This window comes from Pseudoalteromonas sp. MM1, from assembly GCF_030296835.1.
Lineage (GTDB): Bacteria > Pseudomonadota > Gammaproteobacteria > Enterobacterales > Alteromonadaceae > Pseudoalteromonas.
The window spans coordinates 145559-168828 of the sequence record NZ_AP027922.1 but is presented as its reverse complement, the minus strand read 5'-3'; the positions used below and the strand labels follow the sequence as shown (position 1 = coordinate 168828).

Sequence of the window (23270 nt, the reverse complement as noted above, 5' to 3'; positions counted from 1 at the left end):
TCATATAACCATTAAGCAGTATCTCTTGCTATTTCAGTAGTATTTAAACTGCCCGCTTGTAACTTATAAACGTTACCCGCCATATTAATAGTTTCTTGACGATGGGCAATCATAATCCGTGTGATGGGTAAGAGCTGAATTTGCTCACTTATTTTCGCTTCGTTGTCTTTATCTAAATGGCTAGTTGCTTCATCCATAAACAACACGCAGGGCGATTGATACAATGCGCGAGCAAGAAGTAAACGCTGTACTTGCCCGCCAGATAAGTTTGATCCCATATCACCCACTAATGAGTTATAGCCCATAGTCATTTTGGTAATATCATCATGAATAGCTGCATGTCGGGCACATTGCTCTATTTTCAAGTAATTGGGCTGTGGGTCAAAAAAACTGATGTTATCGGCGATTGAGCCAGCTAACAATGTGTCATCCTGCATCACTGCAGCTATTTGTTTACGGTAGTTTTTAAGGCCAAGCTGGGTAATATCTTTGCCATCAAGCAACACCGTCCCTGAGGTTGGCTGTAATAACCCTAGCATTATTTTCATCAACGTAGTTTTACCCGCACCTGACGGACCCGTAATCGCAATCGAGTCACCGGAATTCAGCGTTAAATTAACATTATTTAAAATCGGCACTTGCTCTTCACTGTAACTAAAGCAAATATTCTCGAGCGTAAGCTGGCCTTTAACTTTACCTTCGTCATCACCTGTATAGGCCATTTCACCGTCACGATTAGCTTCTTGTTTCGTGAGTGCTATATCTGCAATACGGTCTAAGTGTAAGCGCATCATTTTGAATTGAATAATTTGCTCAATTAAGTTGGCAAAGCGGCTGGTTAACTGGTTTTTATAAGCAATAAACGCCAGTACCATACCAACAGACAAACTATTGCTCATAACTAGCAATGCAGCAAAGTAAATCACCAATACATTTTCAAGGCCAAATAACAGTTTATTAAATGAATCAAAGCTAATGTTTAAACGCCCTAAACGAATTTCACTGTTTATTACCTCTGCATAACGGTTTTGCCAAATACCTTGGCGCTGCGATTCATTACCAAACAATTTTATAGTTTGCATACCCCGAATATTTTCTAAAAAGTTCGATTGCTCTTTGGCAGATGATTGAATCATTTCTTCAGTAGCTTGGTGCAGTGGCCTGTAAAGCGCTAAACGCACTAAGGTATAAAGCACAATTGCACCTACAACTATTGCAGTGAGCTTTAGCGAATAAACTAGCATCATAATCAAAACGGTAATAGCCATCACGCCATCGACCAGTGTTTCTACAAATCCTGTAGTTATGCGCTCCCGTATTTGTGCCAAGGAGCCAAAGCGCGACACAATATCGCCAACATGGCGCGACTCAAAATAATTCATCGGTAGTCGCAATAAATGCCTGAGTAAATTAACCCCCATTTGCATATTCAAAAGGCTGGAAAGCCGTAAAATCAGCCAACTTCGTACAGCATTGGTTACCACCGAAATAATCGCAATCAGCGCGAAGCCCATAGCGAGTACCGTTAATAACGATTCATCAAAACTAATTAATACTTCATCCACCACCCACTGCATATAATAAGGGGTCATCAGAGCAAATAATTGCAATACCAGTGACAACGCAATCAGTTTTATTAGCCCTGCTTTTAAGCCCTTCATCGAGCTCCAAAGTTGGGTAAACTTCATCTGTGCTTGTTCTTGTTTGGCTTCAAACTGACTAGTTGGAGTCAGCTCTAAACAAATACCTGTAAAGTGTTTACTAAATTCATCACTATTTAAATTACGTTTACCAACAGCTGGGTCGTTAATTGCAAATTTAGCTGAAGATCCTTTACCAGAGACTTTGGTCAATACCACAAAGTGATTCATATCCCAGTGCAATATACACGGTGTTTGCAGTTTATGGACTTCCTCGAGCGGGCATTGCAGTGCACGGCTGGCGAACCCCAAGCCATCACCCAGCTCTATCAGCTGCTGTAAGTTCATCCCCTTTAAATTAGCCGAAAAGCGCTTACGCATGGCTGGCATATCCAGCCTATGACCGTGATAGCTTGCCACCATTGCCATAGAGGCTAGGCCGCATTCAGCTATTTCGGATTGAAGGATTAGAGGAACTGATCGTGATGTAGAAAAATTTATACTGGTGTAGCTTTTCGTCTTATGCCTTTTTTGCATTTATAATTTTCCCAATATAATAAATGCACACCTTCATAAATACTAAAGCACTTAAAAATACAATTACTGAGACAATAAATGAATTCAAACCAAGTCCTCCAAAATAAACCTGAACAAGTATAAATGTAATAAGCAATGCACTTAATTCAACGATGACATCCAATCCCGCTTTCAACATATTACCCCCTAAAACCAAAAATGAAGTAACTTTGATTCATAACCAATAAAGTGCTATGGCCACTTAGGGCCATAGCACTTTTTACAATTAAGGGCGCCAGCCACCTGATCCATATCTACCACCACCACCATATTCAGGGAGGTTATAAGCAATAAATTTGAAAACTTTTACCCAACGACTACCACCATTCACTTCTTTAATTTCTTTTACGTTTAATTCACGCATAATGTTATACTCCATAAATCCGATGCTTTTTAGTTAAGTCATCGGTTTGTTAATGTGCTCAACCATTATCATAAAGGTGAGCGGTTAATAGGCTGGCTTTAGTTGTGCTCGCTAAAGTTTGACTAAAGTCAGCCACTCTATTCTCTGCTTAATATTACTTATTACAGCAAATTAAACAGATGAATTTCTTCTTATTATCGAAATAAATCCCGTTCTACAACCCAAACATTGCGATTAACTTACACGCCCTTTTAGGCTATACAGCGGCTCAAGCAGCCATTCAATCAGTTTACGCTGCTCTAACATAATATCCGCCTCAAATAACATACCGCTTTTTAGCTCAAACGCTTTACCATAAGCCTGCATTTGTTGCTGGCTGAGTGTTGCTCGCAGGCGGTACACCGGCTCTTGCAGTGCAATGGGCAAGCGTATTTCATTTGGGGTAATGAGTGCCTTATCAATCCGGCTAATTTTACTGTTAATGAAACCAAAGCGTTGATAAGGGAAAGCATCAAAACGCAGGCGCGTATCGTTACCTAGCTGTATAAAGCCTGCTGAACGTGTTGGTAGCAGCAACTCTGCTACTAGCTTTGAGCCTTCGGGAATAATATACAACAGTGGTTTGGCTTGGGTAAGTGTTTCGCCTTCAACCACTTGAATGCTAGTAACAACACCGCTGTTACTGGCTGTTATGGTATATTGATAGTTACTTTTAATTTGTGTGAGCTGGTTTTGAATATCCGCTTGTTGGCGTTTAAGGCTATTTATACGCAACGTATACTGCTGGGGCACATTGGCAATATTAAAGCTAAGTTGACTTAATTGGTTTTCTTGCTGCATCAGCAAGCGCGCTAGGTTTTGTTTTTCTTGCTTAGCATCTAACAGGGCTTGCTGCTGTTGCTCTCGCTCGATGTTTGATAAAAAGCCATTTTTATTAAGTTGATTAAGGTTGCTTTGTTGGCGGTTAAGTAGCCCTAATTTTTCATCAGCCAGAGCTAGTTGACTTTGTAATGCAGCTTGCTCATTAGTAAGTGCACGTTTTTGCGCTTGCAAGTTAAGTGACTCTTGCTTTTTTAGGGTAAGGTTTTGTATTATCTCATCATTGAGCAACTGTATTTGCATACTTAGCTGCTCAACAAGCTGGGTACTCAAGGCTATGCCTTGGCTGTTATTTTGCTGTACAATAATGGTCGCCAGCGGCTGACCTTTAGTAACGGCATCACCCTCTTGTACAAATAGCTGCTCAATCATACCACCTTGACTAGCAAAGCTTTGGATTATCCCTTTATTGGGTATTAAAAAACCGCGCACGGTTTCTTTACGAGAGTATTCAGCGGTGAATAAGAAGGTAATAACTGCGACTGCCATACAGGTCAAAATAAGCACAGTTAACTTTATTGATAGTGGTTGTGCGAGGGTTATACCCCCTGTCAAACGCTCACTTTGCTGAGCGACAGCTTCCTTTCTAAATAACATCCCTGAACCATCCCTGAACATATTGATATCGGTACGGTACACCTTTAGTTACAACAAAACAACAATAAACATACAAAACCCTTTAAAAACAGCAACAACCGAACAAAAAAAACAGCATCGTGCGCATTTTTTAAACTTTCCATACTGTTTTTTATTATTAGCTTGATAAAATCGTCATCGGCAGACTCAATATTGGATTGTCAGAATCCGCAAAATGCATCATTACAGCGACATGGCCTGCAACTACAATAGCGTACATAGCGGCTGAAAAACCTTGTCCGTATTTATCAAGCGGCAATAAATGCGAGTAATGCCGGCCGCGCCACTCAAATACAATTTCCAGTGCGCCCACAAACAAAAAGAATACCAGTAACATTAAACCAAATGTATAACTAAGCCATAAGCCAAATAACACACCGAGTAAACACACACTTAAACCGACCCAAGAGCGCATTGAAAAGCTGATACTTTTTAGTACATGGCCGCCATCAAGCGGTAAAATAGGCAAAAGGTTAAACAAATTCAATAAGGCACTGAGTACTGCAACGCCGGCAAATATGTCCATTTCGGTGGCGTAATATAAAACCACACCCAGCACTGAGGTAAATAAACCAAACGCTGGCCCCATGAGTGATATAACTACATCTTGCCAGCGCGTTGTTATTTTATCGTCACTAACAGCCAATCCGCCTACAAAAGGAATAAGGTAAATACCCTTGGTTTTTATGCCAAAGTATTTCATGGCTCTAACGTGTCCGTACTCATGTACCACTAAACAGGCAATTAGCATTAGTGCAAATTCAATACTAAATAACCAGGCATAGCCGGCAACCGATGCACTCGCTAAAGCCACCTTAATTACTTTTGCACTTTTAAATAATTTAAAGCCCAGTGCCGCTAGCCCTAAAAAGCCTTTTTTGGGCTGGCTATTTACCGGCGCAGGTAAAGCTAGTTCAGTAGCAAACACACCATCAACAAATAACGATAAAGACTGCTCATGAACATGTGAGCTATCAATCCCTATTTGCTTATTATCTAAAGTAAATTCGGCGTAATGCTCTTTGGGTGTTGTAAAGCTTATGGCCTGTTGATTATGAAATATTTGTACTATTTTATGCCCAGATACCATTAGCGTTAATGGTTGCTCTGCAAGCATGAGATCGATTTTTATCATGACTAAAACCAGTTAAAACAATGGCGCTAGTATACCGATGAATTTAAAAAACACGAATTGCCTTAAACAATAAGCACAAAAGCACTTAAAAGATAAAAAATAATATAAAACTAAGCTGACAAAAGGCTGATCAGGCGCTATTTTTACAGTACTAATATATTAAGCAGTTACAAGGATAGAGCATGTCGATTTCGGTACCCAATATTTTAGTTGTGGATGACTCTAAGGCAATTTTAATTGTTATGGAGGCCATTTTAAATGAGTTAGGAGTCTCGAATAAAGTTACAAAATGCCTGAGTGCTCAGCAAGCGCTAACTCATGTAACAGACGATATAAACTTTTACGATATTGTATTTACAGATTTAAACATGCCTGAAATGGATGGCATGGAGTTCATCAGAAAGCTAGGCGAGCTTAATTTTACAGGTGCAGTAGTTATAATTTCGGAGATGGATCACAAGGTTATTAATTTAGCTGCAAATTTAGCGCGCCATAGCAATATTCACTTAGTCGCAAATTTAGCTAAGCCTGTACAACTAAACCAAGTAAAAACCGTTTTACAAAAAGCACAACATTTAGCAGTACACAACGATCATTCCTATACCTCTATTTCAGAAAAAGCATTGCATGAGGCAATAAAATTAAACGAAATAACACCTTACTATCAGCCCAAAATAAATTCTCAAACCAGTGAAATAGAAAGTATTGAAGTATTAGCGCGCATAGTTAAAACGGATACTGGCGAAATCATCGCACCCAACCGCTTTATTTCATTATCGGAGCAATGCGGATTAATTAATCAAATTACCTTTAGCTTATTTGAACAAGCCACCAGCGATTTAAAAGCCATACGCACAAGTATTGCCGCGCACCTAAAACTGGCTTTTAACCTATCACCTACGCAATTAGATGATTTAAGCTGCCCTAATAAGCTAATGCTTATTTTACAGCTCAATGAGTTATCACCAAGTGATATTATTTTAGAAATCACCGAGCAGCATGCGCTATCTAGCCTTTCTCAGCTAGAAACGCTAAACAGATTAAGAATGCATGGCTTTGGTATATCATTAGATGACTTTGGGGTGGGCTTTACCAATATGAACCAGCTCAAACGCCTGCCTTTTACTGAAATAAAAATTGACCGTACACTTATTAGTAATATTGAAACAGATCAGTTCTCGCAAGTAGTCGTTAGTTCTCTGGTTGATATTGCCAGCCAAGAGCAATTAGCCCTAGTGGCTGAGGGCGTGGAGCGCGCTGAAGAGTCGTTATACTTAAAAAATTACCGCACCAATTTAGCTATGCAGGGTTTTTTATTTACCTGCCCCAAACCCAAAGACGATTTTATTGAGTGGGCACTAAACTGGGTCAATACTACTGGGGGCACAATTAAACGTTAGCCTTCACTCCCGAGGCAATTACCTGTTGTCTCGGGGCGTATCATCATCTTTACTTACTATGTGCTCACTGCTTGCTAAACGCTGGCGCCAACGCTGCTTAGCAACCATTCGCATATTGGTTGACTGGTCACGCTCATCAACAATTTCAAGCCCCATAAGCGCTTCTATCATATCCTCTAGGGTTACAATACCTTGCACATCACCGTACTCATCAACAATTAAACATATATGAGTGCGCTGTTTAAGCAAGGTTTGTAGTAACGACGACACATTATGCCCTTCTGGTACCGTGTGAATAGGCTTTACTAATTTGCTAATTTTATAGTCGGTGCCAAGGCGGTGATAAGCCAACATAATATCGTTTTTATGCACAAAGCCAATAATATCATCGGCATCTTTATCAAATACAAGCACTCGCGAAAACGAAGACGAGCCATGCTCACTCATATACTGATCGACGGTTAAACCTTTATGCACCTTGTACAGTACGGTGCGCGGGGTCATTAAATCACATAATTTAGCATGCCTAAAATGCAGTAAATTACGGATAATTTCAGACTCATCTTGATGAAGAGCCCCCGACTCAGTGCCTATATCTGCCATAGCTTCTATTTCTTGGCGAATATAAAAAGCCTCATCGTGCTTGGCACCCATTAAATTAGTGAGCTTTTGAGCAAACCATACAAATGGTTTTAGCGATATTACTAAAAAGCGTAAGGAGTAAGTCACGCTAGGGGTTAAGGCACGCCAATAATTGGCTCCTAAGGTTTTTGGAATGATCTCTGAAAGTACCAATACTAAAAGTGTCATTATGGCAGAAGCAATGCCGACCGCCGCATCTGAAAAAACCACAGCAGCTTGTGCGCCCACGCCTGCAGCACCGGCGGTATGAGCCACGGTGTTAAGCGTTAGTATTGCAGCAAGCGGTTGATCTACATTATTTTTTAGCTTTTCGAGTTGCTTAGCAAGTTCTGGCTGTTTTTTACGTAATAGCGCTACGTAACTCGGCGAAATACTTAATAGCACTGCTTCCATAACTGAACATAAAAAAGAAATGACGATGGCAGCAACCATGTACACAATCAGTAAAGTCACTTTTTCTCCGATGAGTTGAACATATGGGCATGGTAACAATACATGCTATATTTGGCCAAATAACTATCAATAATAGGCACAAATATGAGAATTAGCTCACCTTGGACCACAAAAAATAAATTACTAAAACAGACTGCCAGGCTTTTTGTTCTGAGCAGTTTGAGTATGACCGCAATAGCAGCCCCGCTTGATAAATCAAGTATTGAGTTTATTGGCCCCCTAGGCGAAAACATGCAAGTTAAGCCATTTCAAACGCCACACGGTCAAACCATTATTAATAACTTATTAGAGCCTCTGCAACGTAATTCGCAAAGCGTGTCTGTATTTGGTAAAAAGCACAGCTGGCAGCCGTTTCATAAAGTAAACGCGCTTACTTTAGGTGGCCTACAAGCGCTTAAGTTCAATATTGAAACAAGGCGCTTTAGCCAGGGTACATTAACCATAAAGGGAGTAGAAAACGCTCAGTTGTTTGTCGATGCTAAGCTTCAAAAAGGGGATAACCACACATACTCTTTATCGTTAACAAATGGCACTCATAAAGTGATTGTAGTAGCACAACAGGTTGCCAACTGGAACAACGTTTCCCTCGACTTTGAGCCCAAATCCGATACTGACAAAATTACAATTAATACTTCTACAACCGAGCGACTTTCAGCCGAGCAGCTTTTTGATGCACCTACCATTAGTGGGCTTTCTTTTGCGCCCGATGCTAAACAATATGTTACTAGTACACGCAGCTATTCAAACCAAACTGCTAACCAAGCAAACGTGGTAACTGAGCTTAAAAATAACCAAAACCAAACCTTGTATCGTTTTGAAGGCCAACAGCCAAGCAATATGGTGTGGAGCCCCAATAACCAATTTTTAGTTTATATGTTAGGCAACGAGCTAAAACAGCTAAACCGTAAAAACCTCAGCGTTAAAACATTAGCCACAGAACTTGAAGGCGCGAGCAACTTTAATTTTTATGATAGTAACAGCCTTATTTTTAGCTGGTCTAAAACACCTGAAGACAACAACAGCTTAACTAAGCACTACAAAGGCCTGCAAGATAGATGGTCATACGCACGCAACGTAAGTCAACTCTATATATTAGACACTCACAGTGGCTTAACCAAAGCACTGAGCCAAGGACCTATCTCACATAACTTTGAAGATGCAAACACAAATCGTGGCAAGGTTTTAATGAGCCGACAAGCGATGGTTATGCAAGCCACCACCCACCCAGAGACCGAACTGCTGGAGCTTGATTTAAAATCAAATAAAATAACCTCTTTTGGTAAATTTAAAACCTTTAATCATGCAAAGTACGCCAATAAAGATGTATACGTTGTTGCGGGCCCAGATTTTAAAAATGGTGCAGGCCGCGCCCTTCCAAAAGAGATGTTAGCTAATAATTACGACGGCCAATTATACTTACTTAGCGATAACGGTAAAAACGTAAAAGCGCTGAGTAAGCAGTTTGACCCCGCTATAGGTGAATTACATGTGCTTGATAACGGCGATGCGCTTATAAAAGTAACCGAGCAAGATACCCAACCTTTGTATTTATATGACTTAAGTAAACAGCGCTTTAAAAAACTTAATACAGGCCTAGATATCGTCGAGCAGTTTAGCTACTCGCACGAGAGAAACCCGCAAGTACTTCTAAGCGGTACCACAGCATCTACGCCACAGCAGCTTAAACGCTTAAATATAAGTAAAAACAAAACAGATCTAATCTGGGATTCTAAGCCGCTTGCCTACGCTAATACGCAAATTCCGACCCTTGAAGAGTTTAATTTTACAAATAAAGACGGCGTAGAAATAACAGGACGTGTATACCTACCTACTAATTTAGATAAAACTAAAAAACACCCTGCGCTTGTCTATTACTACGGCGGCACTTCACCGGTTACTCGTGGCTTTACAGGTCGCTACCCATTTAACTTATGGGCAGAAAATGGCTATGTTGTTTATGTATTACAGCCCACAGGAGCAACAGGGTTTGGGCAAAAGTTCTCTGCACAGCACGTTAATGCCTGGGGTGACTATACCGCTAACGATATAATGCAAGGTACCCAAGCATTTTTGAAAAAGTACGATTTTGTTGATAGCAAAAAAGTAGGTAATTTAGGCGCCTCTTATGGTGGCTTTATGACCATGCTGCTGGCAACAAAAACCGACATGTTCAGTGCATCAATTGCGCATGCGGGTATTTCTAACTTAACCTCATATTGGGGCGAAGGTTGGTGGGGTTATTTATACTCAGGCGAAGCCTCTAAAAATAGCTTTCCGTGGAATAACGCTAAACTGTACAGCGATCATAGCCCTGTATTTCATGCCGATAAAGTAACGACTCCTTTGTTACTTTTACATGGCGATAGCGATACCAATGTACCTGTTGGTGAAAGCTTAACCATGTATACAGCTTTAAAACTACTAAACAAAGACGTAGAGCTTATTGAATACAAAGGCGCTAACCATCAAATTTTTGCTCGTGACAAACGCTTTGACTGGTGGAACACCATGCTTGCTTATTTTGATAAACACCTAAAAGGCGAACCACAATGGTGGGATGCTATGTACTCAGATAAGTAACACAGCGCTCAGCACATTTTTACTAAGTGTGCTGAGCTTCATCCTATCAACAGGTGCTTTGTATGACCCCTTTTATATTTGAAACATAAAGTTACCGAAAAGTTACAGACCCCCCTTCTCAGCATTAAACGATTGGTGCTACCATACAGAGCTATAAATATACAAAAATAAGTCCTATGGCAATTAACGTTTTATTGGTTGAAGACGACGAGCTACTCGTTAAGCGCATCCAAAATCACTTTACAGACACCGAATTTTCGATAGAAATAGACCCCACAGGTGCTGATGCCCTAAACATAGTTAGGCAACGCGTAAACCTGCGCAATGCTATTTCTCTTGCCATTATTGATATTGTATTACCCAAGCGTGATGGATTGCAGCTTGCCAAAGAGCTCAACACTTTGACCGATATTGGCGTCATTGTTTTATCCAGCCGTGACTCACAAGCAGATCGTATTGCAGGGCTTGCCCAAGGCGCTGATGATTATATTTGCAAGCCTGTCGACTTATTAGAGCTTGAGCTGCGCATGCGTGCGCTTTATAAACGTATTGCAATTAATCAAGATGATGACGAAAGCGAAGAATTTATAGAATACGCCGACTTTAAACTTCACCCCGACAATCGCACATTAATTACCTCATCGGGTATTGAGTCGCGCTTAACCGAAGCCGAGCACAAAGTGCTAATTTGTTTAATTAGCAACGCAGGCAAAGCCACCTCGCGTGAGAAAATATCAGAAGAAATAGGTCAGCCCGATTGGAGCCCAAATGACCGCACTGTGGATGTTTTAATTGGCCGTTTGCGTAAAAAGCTATACGATGAAAAAGACCAAAAGCGTATTGTAACCGTACGTGGCAAAGGCTATATGCTCTCAATTTAGCGCATTAAAATTTTAACATCATAAAAATACACTGAGCTTAACACCTTAAAATAATTAAACATTATTACGGTTCGGTATTACTTCCAGCAGCGTTTAGTTTATTTAGTTAACTGCGCTAGTAACCGCTCAAAAGCACGATAATTTAGCGCCTCTTTTAGCTCTTCTAAACTAATATGCTCTGCACCTTTTAAATCACTAATTGTACGCGCCACTTTAATGACCCTATGGTAAGAGCGCGGTGATAACGACAACTTTTCGCTAGCGCGTGCTAAAAACTGCAACTCAGCAGGCGCAAGCTCACAGTGTATATTCATTTCTTTGTTATTTAGACGCGCGTTAACCTTACCTTGGCGTTTTAACTGAATATGATATGCAGCTTCAACCCTCTGCCTAACTTGAGCACTGCTTTCTTCAGGCTGAGTACTTTGCAGCTCAACACTGGTTAAACGTGGCAGCTCAATTTGCAAATCGATACGATCGATAAACGGGCCTGACACGCGAGATAAATAACGCATAACTTGGTCAGGCGTTGCTCGCTTATCATTATGGCATCCAGTCGGACTTGGGTTGAGTGCAGCTATTAGCTGAAACTGCGCCGGAAACTCCATTTGCCTTGCAGCACGGGAGATAACCACAGAACCGGTTTCCATAGGCTCACGCAGAGAATCAAGTACCTTACGTTCGAATTCCGGAAGCTCGTCCAAAAACAATACCCCGTTATGCGCAAGTGAAATTTCACCCGGCTTAGGGTTTGAAGAACCACCCACTAAAGCAACGGCTGAGCAAGTGTGGTGCGGGTTTCGAAACGGCCGCTGGCGCCAATTATTTAAGTCAATAGATTGGCCAATAATAGAATACAGTGCAGCCGTTGATATTGCCTCATCGTCCGACATGGTTGGCATTATCGTTGCCATACGCTGCGCTAGCATAGATTTGCCCGTACCAGGCGGGCCTAAAAAAAGTAGGTTATGGCCTCCAGCTGCAGCTATTTCTAGCACTCGCTTAGCACCGGGTTGGCCTTTAACATCACTTAAATCGAGTAAAAAGTCGGGAGACTGGGCGCAATCAGGGTATTCAATATTTAAAGGCAGCGGCTGCTGATTTAGTAAATCGCCCCACACTTCTTGCAGCGAATTAACCGCTTTACGTTTAACGCCGTTCACCAAACTTGCGAGGCTATCGTTGGTAAAAGGTAAAAAGCAGCAGCGGTCTTGTTCTTTTGCTGCAAGTACAGAGGGCAAAATGGCATTTACACCACGCACTTCGCCATTAAGGGCAAGCTCTCCGTAAAACTCATATTTATGTATATCAGGGCAAACAACCTGCCCAGAGGCCACTAAAATACCTACGGCAATAGCTAAGTCAAAGCGCCCTCCATCTTTAGGTAAATCGGCAGGGGCTAAATTTACGGTGATACGTTGATCGGGAAAACCAAATTGTGAGTTTTCTAGGGCGCTACGCACCCTATCTTTTGATTCTTTAACTGAGGCCTCAGGAAGCCCTACAATATGAAAAGCTGGCAAACCATTCCCAAGGTGTACCTCTACAATAACCTCGGGGGCGTTTATACCTACTTGGGCACGAGAATAAATGCGAGCTAGCGACATTCCTTATCCTAATTAATGGTTTAATTAATTAGTTTAGTCAGAATATTTAAAAACGTGTACTGTGATTTGCCATTTAATAGCTGCAATACGAAGTAATAAGGTGGTTAGCATTGCCATTACCATGGCAAGTTCGGTCGCTAACGCAAAGTGAATACCCAAAGTATAAACTACACCGCCTGCGATACAGGTAATTGCGTATAGCTCGCCTTTTAGCAGCATAGGAATTTCGCGGGCAAGCACATCTCGGAGCATGCCACCAAAGCAACCGGTAATTACACCCATAATAATTGCGGTCATATTTGGCATACCGGCTAGTAAGGCTTTTTGAGTACCCATAACCGCAAAAAATGCTAAACCAAATGCATCGGCAATTTGTAATGTGTAATGCGGAATCGACTTTTGCTTGTTAATAAGCCGAGTGGTAATAAATACCGCAGCTAAAATAGCATAAAAAAAACTTTGGTCGTGTAACCAAAATACTGGCACATCTAGTATTAGGTCGCGAACCGTACCGCCACCAATGGCTGTCACCGCTGCTAATACCACCACACCAAAACCATCCATTTTCTTTTCGTGTGCAACCAATGTACCCGTAATAGCAAACACGGCAATGCCAATTAAATCAAACCAGTGGTAAAGCTCAGTCATGTTTAACAACCCAAAATTATTTCTGCCGTTTTAACACAAACTATACAAAGTTTTAAGTAATAACGCATTTTTAGAGAAGTTTGTAATATTTATAGCTATTGCTTGGGGGGTAAATCTAAAAGTGCTTTTTAAGGAAAGAAATATAATTTTAGGCATAAAAAAACACTCATATAGAGTGTCGATTCATTCTAACTTTTTATTTCAGTGGTTGCGGGAGCCAGATTTAAAACGACTACCTTTGCTGGCTAGTGGAGAGCTGAGACCGACGAGCTATTCATTTCACTGAATTTTAGGCATAAAAAAACACTCATATAGAGTGTCGATTCATTCTAACTTTTTATTTCAGTGGTTGCGGGAGCCGGATTTGAACCGACGACCTTCGGGTTATGAGCCCGACGAGCTACCAGGCTGCTCCATCCCGCGCCTGAAATATGCATACTTATTTAGCGTTGCTTACATTACAACGTGGCTTCCAACTCCATAAAGGAAATTGGTTGCGGGAGCCGGATTTGAACCGACGACCTTCGGGTTATGAGCCCGACGAGCTACCAGGCTGCTCCATCCCGCGCCTGTATGTTTATAGTCTAAGAGACGGATTTTAACCGACGACCTTCGACTTCAGGTTTAAGCAGTCCGGCGAATGATTTATCATTCTGCTCCATCCCGCGCCTGTATATTTTAAGTCTATCGACTACTTAATTTAGTCTCTTAAGCTAGAGTTTTACAGTAACCAAATTTTTTAAAAATTGGTTGCGGGAGCCGGATTTGAACCGACGACCTTCGGGTTATGAGCCCGACGAGCTACCAGGCTGCTCCATCCCGCGCCTGTATGTTTATAGTCTAAGGGGCGAATTTGAACCGACGACCTTCGACTTCAGGTTTAAGCAGTCCGGCGAATGATTTATCATTCTGCTCCATCCCGCGCCTGTAATTTCTTTGAAATAGTTTCGTGTTAATAACGAGCCTGTTTCGAAGAGAGCGCTATAATATAGGAATAAACTTATATTGCAAGGCTTTAACTAGTTAATTGCGTTCAACCGAACAAAAAGCAACCAACAGGCACTATAAATAGCTATCGCTGATGCGGGCTTATCATTTTTTGAAACTCCCAATCTGGGTGCCCCATTACAATAAAGTCAGGGTTTTCAGTGCTTTCACGCTGGTTATAAGTAAGCGGGTTAAACTCTGCATCGGTAATACATCCACCCGCCTCTTCTACAATAACTTGTGATGCGCCGGTATCCCACTCGCCTGTAGGACCAATTCGTAAAAAGCAGTCGGCTTTACCTTCGGCAACTATACACGCCTTCAAAGAACACGAACCAACAGCAATAGTGGCAAACTGCGTATTTAAATACTGACTGACCGCTTCAATTTTTTGTCTACGGCTTACTGCCAGCGTTAGGTTATCGGGTGTTGCTACCGACATTTTTGTGTCGCTACCATTTTCTCGTTTAAATGCACCCTGGTTAGCGGTAGCAAAGTAAGTAATGTCTTTTGCTGGCCAATGAATCACACCTAAAACAGGGTGGTTATTTTCAATAAGCGCAATATTAACGGCAAAGTCACCACTTTCTAAAATAAACTCGCCGGTGCCATCCATCGGATCTAATAGCCAATAGCGTTGCCAGTTTTGTCTGTCAGCAAGTGCCGGAATAGGCGTTTCTTCCGACATGATAGGAATGTCGGGCGCAAGCGCTTTTAAACCAGCAACAAGCACATCATTAGACGCTAAGTCTGCTTTTGTAACAGGCGTAGAGTCTGACTTTTCTTGCTGGCCAATATCGTCTTTTTTATAAATAGCCATAATGGCATCGCCTGCACTTTGTGCAAGTTCAATACAAGGCTCTAATAATTTATTCATTTGCAGCTCCAGACGCTAAATACTTATTTAATAATAGCAAAGCGGCAACACTGCGAGCTTCGGTAAAATCGTCTTGCTCTAATAATGACTGCCAATCTGTTAATGGCCACTTAACAACCACTAAAGGTTCGGGCTCATCACCTTCTAACGTTTGCGGATATAGTTGCTTAGCAAATAAAATATGCATGGTCGCGTTAAAGTAACTTGGTGCCATTGATACTACTTTTAACGGCTCAAAAAATTCAGCACCAAAGCCCACTTCTTCTTTGAGCTCTCTGTTTGCAGCTTGTTGTGGCGTTTCGCCTGGGTCTATCAAGCCTTTAGGAAAGCCTAATTGGTAGTTGTTTGTGCCCGCGCAATACTCTCGTACCAGTAGCATTTCGTTATCTGCAGTTATTGGTACAATCATTACAGCCCCGCGGCCACCGCCACGTATGCGCTCATACTGGCGCTCTTCGTCATTAGAAAACTTAAGCTCTAACGATTCAACAGTAAATAAACGGCTTTTAGCAACTACATTGTTACTAATAATTTGAGGCGGAGTTGGGTGCTTTTTCTGTGTCATTGGCGTTATTTTGCTATCATGGCAGTTGTGCTTAATCATAAACTTTTCACAAGGAAAAGCCCATGCTAAATTGGTCAAAAATCGATACCGTTTTACTCGATATGGACGGAACATTACTCGATTTACATTTCGATAGTCACTTTTGGCTTAACGTGGTACCAGAGCAACTTGCGCTCACTCGCAATATTACCCTTGATGAAGCAAAAGCCGAAATGCACAAGCGCTATCAAGCGGTAAGTGGTCAAATACAGTGGTATTGCTTAGATTATTGGCAAGAGCAACTCAATTTGCCAATAATGGAATTAAAACGCCAAACCCAGCACTTAATAAAAGTACGCGAAGATGTGCCCCACTTTTTAACTGAGTTAAAAAAAGCAGGTAAAGAGCTAATCCTGTTAACTAACGCCCACCCAGAAAACGTCATGCTTAAATTTGAACATACCGCGATAGATAATTATTTAGATGGCGTGGTGTCGACTCATCAATACGGAGTGAGTAAAGAGCAGCAAAGTTTGTGGCATCAAGTACAAAAAGATTTAGGATTTAATAAGCAGCGCACTTTGTTTGTTGATGACAGTGTGCCAGTTTTAAATGCTGCCCGAGAATACGGCATTGAGCATTTACTTGCGGTTGCTAACCCAGATAGCCAACAACCACATAATGTAATAGCCGATTACTTAAACGTAACCGACTACAGAAACATAATCTAGCGGCTAGATTATTGTTGCGGGTAACGCGCCACTAAACCTTGATATACTAACTTTGCAAAGTCGGCATGTTCGGTATCAAGGCTTTTAACGACTTCGACCAAGTGCTCGTTGTCTTCTTGGCCATTCCACACTTTGATATAGCTGCCATCTTTGTAGCCATGATCTTGGCGGAAAAAATTTAACGTGTTTTTACCTACGTAACCGCGGTATAAATCGTCAATATCCATCCCTATTTGCGCCATACACCCTGCAAACGCGGCTGCGTTAAAGGTTTTATTTGCAACTGCTGAAGCAGCTAATACTTCAAGAGTTTGTTTAAAGTCATCTGCGGCCTGTGGTGCGCTAAGTTCTTTTTCTAGCTGCTTAGCTAACTCTTCGTAAGGAGTTGTTCCGTCAATTCTTAACGACAAACCAAAATGAAATATATCAACCAATTCTAGAATTACTTGCTCGGTGTCTGGGGTTTGTTTTTTCCACCACTTCCAACCGTAATGATCTAGCATTTCTGCACACTCTACCCAAATGGCTCTGTACCACTCAAAGCCTTGGCTAAACCACTGATCATGAACTTTAGTGTTCATGGCATTTTGCATTTCTAGCATTACTACTAGCTTATTTAAGTTGGCTGACATATCGTTTCCACTTGAGCTTTTAAATTACGCTTATGATACAGGCAAATAATAAAAAGTGCATTTTTGATCTATTATAAACAGCACATAAAAACAAGGCAGGAAATAATAATGAGTAACGTGTTACTGCACACCTTGGCGGCTATAATAATAGCTACTTTTTTAGTAACTAATGCGCAAGCAAGTACTGCAGGTATTGCAGAAGCCCCCGAGCAAGTATCACCATTATTACCGGGCTTAAGCGTGCCTAATATAACGCTCAAAGATCAACATGGTAATAATGTAGAGTTACAAAAGCGCTTTGCTGAAAAAACAACGGTACTTATTATTTACCGCGGAGGTTGGTGTCCTTATTGCTCAAAGCAACTGGCTAATATACAAAAAATTGAGCAGCAACTAACTAATTTAAATGCGCAAATTATTGCAGTATCGCCCGATAGCCCAGAAAAACTAGCCCAAAGTAAAATAAGTACGCCAAATTATTTACTGCTTTCAGATGATAGCTTAACCCTAGCAAAAGCCTTAGGTTTAGCTTATTTTTTAGATGATAAAACAGCCGCTATTTATCGTAATAAACGTGGTGTTAACTTTGTTAATGGCCAAGGCAAAGTAAACGTCGCCTTGCCTGTACCGGCTGTATTTGTGATTGATAAAAGCGGCGTTGTGTATTTTCAGTACGCAAACCCTAATTATAAAGTACGCTTAACTGAAAGCTTACTTTTAGCCGCTGTTGAATCAATTGATTTGCAATAACTTAAAACATAAATAAGGCCAACTAGGTTGGCCTTTTAAACGTTTAACGCGAGCCACTAAAGTCAGCCCACGACTCTATTAAATCTATAAAATCTTCAAACCCACAACCACTCACTAGGCCATTTTCTTCAAGCATTAAGTCATCATCTTGATAGGCGACTAAATCTTCGCTGTCTTGGTGTAGAGCATGCGCTTCAAATAAGGCTTCGTCTTTAGAGAGTATTAAGTCTATCTCTTGGCCTTTTAACGTTATTGGCTCGTAGCTTGTTTTTACCGAGCTAATAAGTGCTTGTACCATCGCGACTTTTTCTTTGCCAATTTCTTCGTTTAGCCAGCGGCCAATTAGGGCATGCTCGCTGCTTATTTTAATGCGCAGCCCGCTAATAGGGTCACGTATAAATTGATATTCCATAATTTTTACTTTTAAAACGCTAATGCACTAATTATACCCATAAATAACGTTAAACTGTGCCCCTAAAACGCAAAATAGCGCCCATTGGCGCTATTTAAGTAGGCAACATAGAGGCTAACTTCGCGATCTAAAACGTGCAGCATCTATAATCGACCATAAGTAAATAATAGGCACAAGTACAAAGCCTACCAATACATAAATAAGTGCGTAACTAATTATAATAGCTAGCGCAAAAAAGATAGCGGCTAAAATTCGCCCTTGTACTAATTGCCCTAAACCAGGAAAAAATATATTACACAATGCAGCAATTACATTACCGCCAGAACCTTGATCAGCCATACTCACCTCTGTAGTTAATTAATTTTAAATTTTAGTTATTTACTTACTATCACACTTTATGCCAATTTATTAAAGCTTAAAAATCAGTTAGTTAAATTAGTACTAAATAACTGTTTTAGTATTTTTTACTAAATATAGGTCAATTTGATTATTTTTATTATTAATTTTAGTCACTTATAAACTAGCCAGCTGATTGGTTTTAGAGGCAATTTTATAATAGCTGTTCATAAAAACAGTATTTTATTTAGCCTAACAAAAACACCTGTTATACTGCCCTCATTATTGATTGAAAAGGCGTAACGATGGACGTTTCTGAATTACTCGATGGCTTAAATGACAAACAACGCGATGCCGTTGCAGCCCCACTACAAAACATGCTGGTATTAGCAGGTGCTGGTTCGGGTAAAACACGTGTTTTAGTTCATCGTATCGCGTGGTTAATGCAGGTTGAGCAAGCCTCTGCTTATAGTATTTTTGCGGTTACCTTTACTAATAAAGCTGCTAAAGAAATGCGCACTCGTGTTGAAGAAACTCTAAAAGCTCCCGTGGGAGGCATGTGGATTGGTACATTCCATGGTTTATCACACCGTATTTTGCGCGCTCATCACCGTGAAGCAAACCTGCCAGAAGCCTTTCAAATTTTAGACTCTGACGATCAGCTAAGAATGATCAAGCGCTTATTAAAATCAATGAATATTGATGATAAAAAGTGGCCCGCCAAGCAATTTGGCTGGTACATCAGCGCTAAAAAAGATGAAGCCCTGCGCCCTAAAGATATTCAAGCCTACGATATAAATGAGCAAATGATGCTGCGTGTATATGCCGCCTATCAAGAGGCGTGTGACCGTGCAGGTTTAGTTGATTTTGCAGAAATACTGTTACGTAGCTACGAAGTTCTTAAAAATAACCCTACGCTACTTCGCCATTACCAGCAGCGCTTTGCCCACATGCTGGTAGACGAGTTCCAAGATACCAATACCATTCAATACGCATGGTTAAAGCTACTTGCTGGTGATACACAAAGCATTATGATTGTAGGCGACGATGACCAAAGTATTTACGGTTGGCGCGGCGCTAAAATAGAAAACATTAAACGCTTTTTAACTGACTTTGACGCCGAAACTATTCGTCTTGAGCAAAACTACCGCTCAACCGCAACCATTCTAAAAGCATCTAATGCGCTAATTAAAAACAACTCAGAGCGCATGGGTAAAAGCTTATGGACCGATGGTAACGAAGGCGAGCCTATATCAATTTATGCCGCCTTTAACGAGTTAGACGAAGCCCGCTTTGTAAGCAGTAAGCTACGCAGCTGGTTAAATGCCGGCAATGCGTTGCAAGACGCCGCTATTTTATACCGTAGTAACGCGCAATCTCGTGTACTTGAGGAAGCAATGCTACAAGAAGGCTTAAAATACCGCATTTACGGTGGTATGCGATTCTTCGAGCGCCAAGAAATTAAAGACGCGCTCTCGTACTTACGCTTAGTAGGTAATCGCCAAGACGACGCTGCATTTGAGCGTGTTATTAACACCCCTGCGCGTGGTATTGGTGATAAAACACTTAGCCATATACGCGACTGTGCGCGTGCTGAGTCGCTGCCTCTTTGGTACGCAGCCAAAGCAATTGTTGAACAACAACACTTATCTGGCCGTGCGGCAAGCGCTGTAACAAAGTTTGTAGAATTGGTAGAGCACATAGAAGATAAAATTAGCGACCTTACACTGCAAGAGCAAGCCAAATACACTATTCAAACCTCTGGTTTAATGGCCATGTATCAAGCTGAAAAAGGCGAAAAAGGCCGCGCTCGCGTAGAAAACTTAGAAGAGCTTATCAGTGCCTGCGATCAGTACGAGCTCCCCGAAGAAGAAGAGTTTAGCTCACCACTGCAAGGCTTTTTAGCCTACACCTCACTTGAGTCAGGCGAAGGCCAAGCCGATGAGCATGAAGACGCAGTACAAATGATGACTCTTCACTCAGCTAAGGGCTTAGAGTTTCCGCTTGTGTTTATGGTGGGCGTTGAAGAAGGCATGTTCCCATCACAGCAAAGTAATGAAGAATCGGGGCGCTTAGAGGAAGAACGCCGCCTTTGTTATGTGGGTATGACCCGTGCCATGGACAAACTTTACATAAGCCATGCCGAAAGCCGCCGTTTATACGGACAAGAAAAGTACCACAGCCCATCGCGGTTTTTACGCGAAATACCTGAAGATTGCATAGAAGAAATTCGCATTAAAACCCAGGTATCACGCCCGCCTGCTGCGGGGCGTTTTAGTGCCTCAGTAAGCCATGCTGTATTCGAAGAAAGTGGTTTTAACTTAGGCCAACGTGTACTACACGCTAAATTTGGTATAGGCACCGTGCTTAATTACGAAGGCAGCGGCGCACAATCGCGTGTGCAAGTAAACTTTGACGACCTTGGCAGCAAATGGTTAGTAACCGCATATGCACGACTTCAAGCTGTATAAGCACTGTGTTGAGCAATTAACTCAGCAACTAACTGACGCAAAGCATCGTCAGTTAGTGCTTATCACAGGCCAACCCACTTGGTGCTATGAGCTATTAAACGCGTTAACACGTTCGGATGATGTAAAACTACTTTCAAGCAGCCTTGCCAATGCAAGTTGGCCTGAGCATACTCATCAACTACTTGGGCAAGAGTTTCCTCATGCCCTGTATGATGGTTTTAGTGGCATTTACCCCGATAAACTCGCCGCATTAGCCGGCACCGTAAAAGCCGGCGGGCTTTTATTTTTATTACTGCCTGATTTACAACGTTTAGCCTCATGGCAAGACCCTGCGCTGCAAAGCGTGCAGTCTTATGGGTGTAGTAATCAGCAAAGCTATTTTAATTTACGTTTTTCTCGCCTTTTACAAACGCTACCTGCCATACACTTTGATGAACACACTGACTTTAAACAGCCGCCGCTCAAAAGCAGTGTAACAAATAAAATTGAGTATCAGGCGCAGCAGCAATGCGTTGAGCAAATAATTAAGGTAGCCACAGGGCGTGCGAACAGGCCTTTAATTATTAATGCCGACAGAGGGCGAGGAAAATCAGCAGCACTAGGTCTTGCAGCCGCAGCATTACATGATAAAAAAATCATTGTATGCGCAACACAATTTAGAGCCACCCATAGCTGTTTTAAGCATTTAGCTAAAACCTTGCAGGTTGAATACAAGGCTCAGCAAAAACATTTAGCTAATTTACAGTACATGGCGCCCGATGCACTGCTTAATCAGTTGCCGCAATGTGATTTATTACTGGTCGATGAAGCCGCCGCAATCCCTGTTCCTCTATTATTGGCCATGCTAAAGCACTACCCGCGTATAGTCTTTGCAAGCACCTTGGTAGGTTATGAGGGTAATGGCCGAGGCTATACCATTCGCTTTACTCAACATATTAAAGCAAATTACAAAGCGGCAAAAATTGTAAACTTAGAAGAGCCTTTACGTTTTGCCAAGGGCGACCCTCTTGAGCAGCATGTACGCACACTCTTTGCTTTAGATGCACAATATAACGAATACCCGCCCGCTTTAAATAGCATTGAGCATGTTGAGGTCTCCCAACAGCAACTCGTTGACAATGAGCCTTTACTGCAGCAAATAGTTGCACTGCTAGCACTTGCCCATTACCAAAGCAGTGTTAACGATTTACGCCAATTACTTGATGCCCCAGCGCAAAGGCTGTTTATTAGCATATGCAACATGCACGTTGTGGGTGTGTGTTTAATAGCAATTGAAGGCGGTATGGATGCAGAGCTAGCTAAGCAAGTAATCAGTGGTGAGCGGCGCCCACAAGGGCATTTAATGGCGCAATCGCTCGCGCAATTAAGCGCACAGCCAAGCTATTTAACAAAACAAAGCGCACGCGTTATTCGTATAGCTGTTGCACCTAATCTGCACCAACAAGGCGTAGGTAAAGCATTGCTAGCGCATTGCCAGCATCAGCTAACACCCACCTGTAGTTATATAGGTGCAAGTTTTGGGGCTACCGCTGGGCTTTTACATTTTTGGCAATCTCAGGGCTTTAGTACTGTAAAGCTAGGTTATCAGCGAGATAAAAGCACCGGTGAGCACTCAGCCCTTGTTGTTAAAGCATTAAGCACATCCACGCAGGGCTTACATACCTTAGCTCAGCAATTTAAAAGTGATTTGTTTTATGGTTTATTAACGCACTTTAGCCAACTCGACAGTGAGTTAGTCAGTGAGCTAATAAGTAAATTTATCGATGAATCTAGCGTGCCCAACCCACTTATAAACACTACAATTAGTACAATAAATCGCTTTAATACCGCGCCAAAACTATGGTATTTATTTAACCACTCACCGTCCTGCCTAATGGCAACTAAAAGTGAAGATCGCCACTTGCTGATACAAATGGTATTACAAAACCACAGTAACGAGCAGCTAATCAAGCAACATCGCTTAAGTGGAAAAAAAGCATTAGAGCAGCAATTTAAACTCGCAGTTAAATCACTAATTAAAAAACTACACAACCTTTAAGCTATTTATCTATTTTGTTCTATCCTTAAAGCATTACAAGGCAATTAAAGA

20 protein-coding genes and 3 tRNA genes are annotated in these 23270 nt (G+C 41.5%); 7 read left to right on the top strand and 16 right to left on the bottom strand.

What is annotated here, in order from left to right; all coding sequences use genetic code 11:
• Positions 1-11: 11 nt before the first annotated feature.
• The 5 genes from QUE46_RS00795 to QUE46_RS00775 form a co-directional block, all read right to left on the bottom strand.
• Positions 12-2177: a peptidase domain-containing ABC transporter gene (locus tag QUE46_RS00795; protein WP_286245809.1), complete on the bottom strand. Its 2166-nt coding sequence runs from the start codon at positions 2175-2177 to the stop codon at positions 12-14.
• Positions 2161-2355 (bottom strand): hypothetical protein, encoded by a 195-nt coding sequence (locus QUE46_RS00790; RefSeq protein WP_286245808.1) that lies wholly within the window; start codon positions 2353-2355, stop codon positions 2161-2163. The genes QUE46_RS00795 and QUE46_RS00790 overlap by 17 nt, the downstream gene beginning before the upstream one ends.
• 87 nt (positions 2356-2442) lie before the next feature.
• On the bottom strand, positions 2443-2580 hold the full coding sequence (locus QUE46_RS00785; RefSeq protein WP_286245807.1) for a hypothetical protein: 138 nt from the start codon (positions 2578-2580) through the stop codon (positions 2443-2445).
• 234 nt (positions 2581-2814) lie between these two features.
• On the bottom strand, positions 2815-4056 hold the full coding sequence (locus tag QUE46_RS00780; protein ID WP_286245806.1) for an HlyD family efflux transporter periplasmic adaptor subunit: 1242 nt from the start codon (positions 4054-4056) through the stop codon (positions 2815-2817).
• A gap of 157 nt (positions 4057-4213) precedes the next feature.
• A complete protein-coding gene (locus tag QUE46_RS00775; protein WP_286245805.1) occupies positions 4214-5230 on the bottom strand; it encodes a metalloprotease in 1017 nt (338 codons plus the stop codon).
• Positions 5231-5412: 182 nt separating this feature from the next.
• Between QUE46_RS00775 and QUE46_RS00770 the strand changes: the two genes are divergently transcribed.
• Positions 5413-6630 carry an EAL domain-containing protein gene (locus QUE46_RS00770; RefSeq protein ID WP_286245804.1) on the top strand — a complete coding sequence of 406 codons (1218 nt, stop codon included), beginning with the start codon at positions 5413-5415 and terminating at the stop codon, positions 6628-6630.
• A gap of 18 nt (positions 6631-6648) precedes the next feature.
• Here the strand turns inward: QUE46_RS00770 and QUE46_RS00765 are convergent, their stop codons facing one another.
• Complete coding sequence (locus QUE46_RS00765) at positions 6649-7725, bottom strand: CNNM domain-containing protein (protein WP_286245803.1); 1077 nt, start codon at positions 7723-7725, stop codon at positions 6649-6651.
• Between the two features lie 84 nt (positions 7726-7809).
• On the opposite strand from QUE46_RS00765, the gene QUE46_RS00760 reads away from it, so the two are divergent.
• Both QUE46_RS00760 and QUE46_RS00755 read left to right on the top strand, forming a co-directional pair.
• Positions 7810-10305 carry a S9 family peptidase gene (locus QUE46_RS00760; RefSeq protein ID WP_286245802.1) on the top strand — a complete coding sequence of 832 codons (2496 nt, stop codon included), beginning with the start codon at positions 7810-7812 and terminating at the stop codon, positions 10303-10305.
• A 176-nt stretch (positions 10306-10481) separates the two neighbouring features.
• Positions 10482-11186 (top strand): response regulator transcription factor, encoded by a 705-nt coding sequence (locus tag QUE46_RS00755; RefSeq protein ID WP_286245801.1) that lies wholly within the window; start codon positions 10482-10484, stop codon positions 11184-11186.
• A 98-nt stretch (positions 11187-11284) separates the two neighbouring features.
• On the opposite strand, the gene QUE46_RS00750 is transcribed toward QUE46_RS00755, so the two are convergent.
• From QUE46_RS00750 to nudE, 7 genes are all read right to left on the bottom strand, one after another.
• Complete coding sequence (locus QUE46_RS00750; RefSeq protein WP_286245800.1) at positions 11285-12793, bottom strand: YifB family Mg chelatase-like AAA ATPase; 1509 nt, start codon at positions 12791-12793, stop codon at positions 11285-11287.
• 33 nt (positions 12794-12826) lie between these two features.
• On the bottom strand, positions 12827-13441 hold the full coding sequence (locus tag QUE46_RS00745; protein WP_138541545.1) for a trimeric intracellular cation channel family protein: 615 nt from the start codon (positions 13439-13441) through the stop codon (positions 12827-12829).
• Between the two features lie 346 nt (positions 13442-13787).
• Positions 13788-13864, bottom strand: a tRNA-Met gene (locus QUE46_RS00740).
• Positions 13865-13932: 68 nt separating this feature from the next.
• Positions 13933-14009 (bottom strand) — tRNA-Met (locus QUE46_RS00735).
• Between the two features lie 179 nt (positions 14010-14188).
• Positions 14189-14265 (bottom strand) — tRNA-Met (locus QUE46_RS00730).
• 248 nt (positions 14266-14513) lie between these two features.
• Positions 14514-15305, bottom strand: a complete 792-nt coding sequence (cysQ, locus tag QUE46_RS00725; protein ID WP_286245799.1) for a 3'(2'),5'-bisphosphate nucleotidase CysQ — start codon at positions 15303-15305, stop codon at positions 14514-14516.
• Positions 15298-15870, bottom strand: a complete 573-nt coding sequence (gene nudE, locus QUE46_RS00720) for an ADP compounds hydrolase NudE (RefSeq protein ID WP_286247636.1) — start codon at positions 15868-15870, stop codon at positions 15298-15300. The genes cysQ and nudE overlap by 8 nt, the downstream gene beginning before the upstream one ends.
• Before the next feature lie 62 nt (positions 15871-15932).
• On the opposite strand from nudE, the gene yrfG reads away from it, so the two are divergent.
• Positions 15933-16580 (top strand): GMP/IMP nucleotidase, encoded by a 648-nt coding sequence (gene yrfG / locus QUE46_RS00715; RefSeq protein ID WP_286245798.1) that lies wholly within the window; start codon positions 15933-15935, stop codon positions 16578-16580.
• Between the two features lie 8 nt (positions 16581-16588).
• Here the strand turns inward: yrfG and QUE46_RS00710 are convergent, their stop codons facing one another.
• On the bottom strand, positions 16589-17212 hold the full coding sequence (locus tag QUE46_RS00710) for a dUTP diphosphatase (protein WP_286245797.1): 624 nt from the start codon (positions 17210-17212) through the stop codon (positions 16589-16591).
• A 108-nt stretch (positions 17213-17320) separates the two neighbouring features.
• On the opposite strand from QUE46_RS00710, the gene QUE46_RS00705 reads away from it, so the two are divergent.
• Positions 17321-17962 carry a peroxiredoxin-like family protein gene (locus QUE46_RS00705; protein ID WP_286245796.1) on the top strand — a complete coding sequence of 214 codons (642 nt, stop codon included), beginning with the start codon at positions 17321-17323 and terminating at the stop codon, positions 17960-17962.
• Between the two features lie 43 nt (positions 17963-18005).
• Here the strand turns inward: QUE46_RS00705 and QUE46_RS00700 are convergent, their stop codons facing one another.
• Positions 18006-18374, bottom strand: coding sequence for a YacL family protein (locus QUE46_RS00700; RefSeq protein WP_286245795.1), 369 nt, complete (start codon positions 18372-18374; stop codon positions 18006-18008).
• A 114-nt stretch (positions 18375-18488) separates the two neighbouring features.
• The gene (locus tag QUE46_RS00695) at positions 18489-18713 is read right to left on the bottom strand and encodes a hypothetical protein (protein ID WP_004588664.1); all 225 of its coding nucleotides are present in this window, start codon (positions 18711-18713) and stop codon (positions 18489-18491) included.
• A gap of 302 nt (positions 18714-19015) precedes the next feature.
• Between QUE46_RS00695 and uvrD the strand changes: the two genes are divergently transcribed.
• Both uvrD and QUE46_RS00685 read left to right on the top strand, forming a co-directional pair.
• Positions 19016-21181 (top strand): DNA helicase II, encoded by a 2166-nt coding sequence (gene uvrD, locus QUE46_RS00690; RefSeq protein WP_286245794.1) that lies wholly within the window; start codon positions 19016-19018, stop codon positions 21179-21181.
• Positions 21159-23219 (top strand): GNAT family N-acetyltransferase, encoded by a 2061-nt coding sequence (locus tag QUE46_RS00685; protein ID WP_286245793.1) that lies wholly within the window; start codon positions 21159-21161, stop codon positions 23217-23219. Before uvrD ends, QUE46_RS00685 begins: the two co-directional genes overlap by 23 nt.
• Positions 23220-23270: the final 51 nt, after the last annotated feature.